Raw genomic sequence first — 3,769 nt, 5'->3', positions numbered from 1 at the left:
ACTCCTTTTTCTAATGTTTAAAGAAATAAATTTAAGGAATCATTCATCCTTACACAAACTATTTTACAGTCTCCTAAGTCGTTATATTTGTTTTTAATATATTTGTTTTTAATATATTTGTGATCGATACTAAAAGTGCTTACAAGCGTTGTAGTTTTTTTGAAAGAAGGAGTTGTTATGGCTAACGAGCTTTCAGCGAATAAAAAGGTGGTAAGCAGAGGCTATAAATACTTTATGGTATTTTTATGTGTATTGACACAAGCTATTCCTTATGGCATGGCCCAACTCATTCAACCTCTGTTTGTTCATCCATTAGTTAATACATTTCATTTTACATTAGCGTCATATACTTTAATTTTTACATTTGGTGCGATTGCCGGTTCTATCGTGTCACCGTTCATAGGTAAAGTATTGCCAAAAGTTAATTTTAAACTTATGTATTTAATTGGTATTGTTATCTCAGCACTTGGTTTTGTGATTTTTGGGATCAGTACTAAATTACCATGCTTTTATGTTGCTGGTATTATGTGCATGGTTGGTTCAACATTCTATTCCGGCCAGGGTGTTCCTTGGATTATCAACCACTGGTTCCCATTAAAGGGCCGTGGAGTTGCCTTAGGATTAGCCTTTTGTGGTTGTTCAATTGGTGATATTATTTTGCAACCATTAACCCAGGTGATTTTGCAACACTTCATCGTTGGTAATGCCAAAACTGGTCACTTAACTTCAATGGCACCATTCTTTATTTTTGCTGTTGCACTTTTGGTTATTGGTTTAATTATCGCTGCCTTCATTAGAGTTCCTAAGTCTAATGAAGTTTTGGCAACTGCCAAAGAACTTAAAGAAAATAAAGATGAACTTGCTGAACAACATGCTCATGAATTTCAAGGCTGGTCTGGAAAAGAAGTATTAAAGATGAAATGGTTCTGGGTCTTTAGCATTGGCTTTTTGCTAATTGGTTTAGGATTAGCTTCATCTAATGAAGACTATGCCGCATTCTTAGATACTAAATTATCATTGACTCAAGTTGGTTTAATTGGTTCTGTATTAGGAATTGCCGGTATTGTTGGTAACATTTCCGGTGGATACTTATTTGATAAATTTGGTACAGCTAAGTCAATGGCTTATGCTGGTATTTTAATTGTAATTTCCGTTTTACTAATGGTCTTTATTAGTACTCACCCATATGGAGCCGCAAGTAATTTATATGCTGGAATTGGTTGGGCCGTTTTGGGTGGCTTATCAATCTTTAGTTATATGTCAGGGCCAGCTTTCATGGCAAAGAATCTCTTTGGGGCTAAGGCCCAGGGTGTTAACCTGGGGTACATTAGTTTAGCCTATGCTATTGGTTTTGCCATTGGTGCCCCATTATTTGGTGTAATTAAAGATGCTACTAACTTTTCTATTGCATGGTGGACAACTATTGGCTTTGTAACAGTTGGATTTATTTTATTAATCTTTGCTGCTATTAAGATTAAGGAACTTCAAAAGAAAGTTGTTGCTAACAATTCAAAGGTTATCTTAGATAAATAGGATTAAAAATCAAATAGAGAAAACCCCTCAACATTAAACTTCAGGTTCAATGTTGAAGGGTTTTTTGTTATCTATAAAAAAGTATATTTACTACTTTTTATTATATTTTTTAATAATGCTAATTGGATTAAGCCAAGTACCATTATCTTCGTTCCAATTATTACATGGATAACCATGATCATTGATGTATTTCTTAGTAGTCTTAGTTACACCTAGATGAAGGTGAGAGTCCGTTAAACGACTGATTTTTTGACCATTTTTAACGTAGATATCGCTCTTTTTGTTAAATCCCTCTTGATAAATTTCAACATATTTATCAGGACTAACTACCCAAATAAACCATCTAAGCAGCTACCGTAAGCAACTTTTTTAACTGTACCAGCATGAATAGCATAAACAGTAAAGTAGCCTACTTCTGAGTGACCGAAATCCCAACCATCATGGAAGTAGGAAGGAGGATTAGTAGAGCATAAGTAGTCAGTCATACCAAAGGTTTGTACATTAGACATTGGATGAACGCCATTTTTTTGACAAGCCTTAAAAGGATAAACCCACTTGGATTGATTGATCTTCTCAGTGATCGGCGTAGCCGCGTTTTCAACAGTATCAGCAGATGCCTGATTACTCGAAAGCCCTAAACTTGTACCTACGATAACAGCACTTAATAATGAAATAATTGATTTACAAAACTTCATTTATATCTATGTTTAACCGGGATGTACCCGCAAAATTCCTCTCTAAATTTAACTTTAATTATTGTAGTGTAGTTGTTTTACGAGACTATTACAAATGCACTTCGACTATATAAAGTGTCTGGGAAAAACTAACTCCTGGACCATAAAAAAGAACGATGATTTCCATTTAGATTTCATCGTTCTTTTTCTATACTTTTAGTTTTTTCCCAGCCACTGGCACTTAGTAGGTTTCTTTTAATTAAGATCAACGACTAATGCAAATCCGATAAAGTCTTTATATTGATAATTACCCCAAGATAAGTCAGGTTTTTGTTCAAAAACAACTCCGACACCAACATTAGTATATTCACTACTGAGCAAGTTATCTCTATGTCCCCAATTACTACCTGCATCATTATAAAGAAAATCATTTAAAGCTTCTTTAGCAGCCTCTGAAGCAGAGGTATTAAGACCTAAATTCTCTCTTGCAATACATTCACCATAATTGAAATCTTGCCCATTTGGTCGCGTATGACCGTAAAGAATTAATTGTTCATTGGCTCTTGTCTCTGCAAAATTGTTAATTGTTGGGTCTAGTTCTAAAGGTCTCTTTCCATTTTCTTGTCTTGCTGCATTTAATTGCGTTAAGAATGATTTTGCAATTTCAGAAGCAAGTTGTGAGGTTGCTTTAGCTTTAATATCGCTAGTCTGAGTTGTTTGTTTTTTGGTATGACCTGAAGTAGTATTAGATTTCTTTTTTGAGGTTACTTGCTCTGAACTATTATTTTCTACATCAGAATTGTCAGAAACTACCTTGGTATCAGAATTGCTGTTTACTGATTTAGATGTGTTTGAAGTTTTTGGTTTGTCCGTATCTGTTGAAATAATCCAACCACGTTTACCCATATAATACCAGGTCGTACCATTATGATCTTTCTTTTCTTTGTAAACTGGTTTAGTTCCTACTAAGTGCCAGCCAGTGCCTTTGCTTGAATTAATATCTTTATGGAATTCTCCATCACCAGTAATTGTTACTGAAAATAAAGCTTTTCCACTATTATTTCGTGCAGCATTAGCAGTTCTAATGTAATTGCCTTTACCTAAATAGTAATAGCTCTTGTCCTTAATTTTTTTCACTCTGTAAGCTCTTCGGGTAGCGCCTTTCTTAATCACTGCTCTACCTTTTCTGCTTCCGCGGTAATTGTAGATATAAGCATTGTGCTTAAGAGTGATTTTGTAGTTTGAAGCCGCTTCAACTGTGGTAGATAGGTTATTACCAGCTAAAGCTTCACCAGTAGTGAACAAGGTAGTTGCTACAGTAGCAGTAACGGTTAATTTAATTAATTTGTTTTTATTAAACATCTTTCAGATTTCTCCTAAATGACTAATTAATTTTTACAACTCATATACTACAGGATTAAAAATTTGATTTTAGAAAAAAGTATGATATTTTTATAAAAAAATCGGATTTTTTGCAAATTTGATTCAATATGTAGTTGATTATGCTTTGTACCCTAATCCAACAGATTTCAAAACTTTAGAGCCGTTTTTAGATCAAATGA

The 3,769-nt window shown here is 34.0% G+C and carries 2 protein-coding genes and 1 pseudogene; 1 reads left to right on the top strand and 2 read right to left on the bottom strand.

Features of this window, described 5'->3' with window-relative positions; genetic code table 11:
* The first annotated feature begins 177 nt into the window (after positions 1–177).
* Positions 178–1,533 carry a conjugated bile salt MFS transporter gene (locus Q0Y84_RS12060; protein ID WP_297954103.1) on the top strand — a complete coding sequence of 452 codons (1,356 nt, stop codon included), beginning with the start codon at positions 178–180 and terminating at the stop codon, positions 1,531–1,533.
* 90 nt (positions 1,534–1,623) lie between these two features.
* On the opposite strand, the pseudogene Q0Y84_RS12055 reads toward Q0Y84_RS12060, so the two are convergent.
* A pseudogene (locus Q0Y84_RS12055) lies at positions 1,624–2,228 on the bottom strand (M23 family metallopeptidase).
* A 234-nt stretch (positions 2,229–2,462) separates the two neighbouring features.
* Positions 2,463–3,569 (bottom strand): CAP domain-containing protein, encoded by a 1,107-nt coding sequence (locus tag Q0Y84_RS12050; RefSeq protein ID WP_297954100.1) that lies wholly within the window; start codon positions 3,567–3,569, stop codon positions 2,463–2,465.
* Between the last annotated feature and the right edge of the window lie 200 nt (positions 3,570–3,769).

The organism is uncultured Lactobacillus sp. (genome assembly GCF_947367125.1).
In the GTDB taxonomy this organism is placed as follows: domain Bacteria; phylum Bacillota; class Bacilli; order Lactobacillales; family Lactobacillaceae; genus Lactobacillus.
Note: the sequence above shows the minus strand (reverse complement) of the source record. Positions and strands in the feature narration are given on the sequence as shown.

Bases quoted from the DNA above. Each gene is read 5' to 3' on its own strand.
- Q0Y84_RS12060 (WP_297954103.1), top strand. From the start codon at position 178: ATGGCTAACGAGCTTTCAGCGAATAAAAAGGTGGTAAGCAGAGGCTAT.
- Q0Y84_RS12050 (WP_297954100.1), bottom strand. From the start codon at position 3,569: ATGTTTAATAAAAACAAATTAATTAAATTAACCGTTACTGCTACTGTA.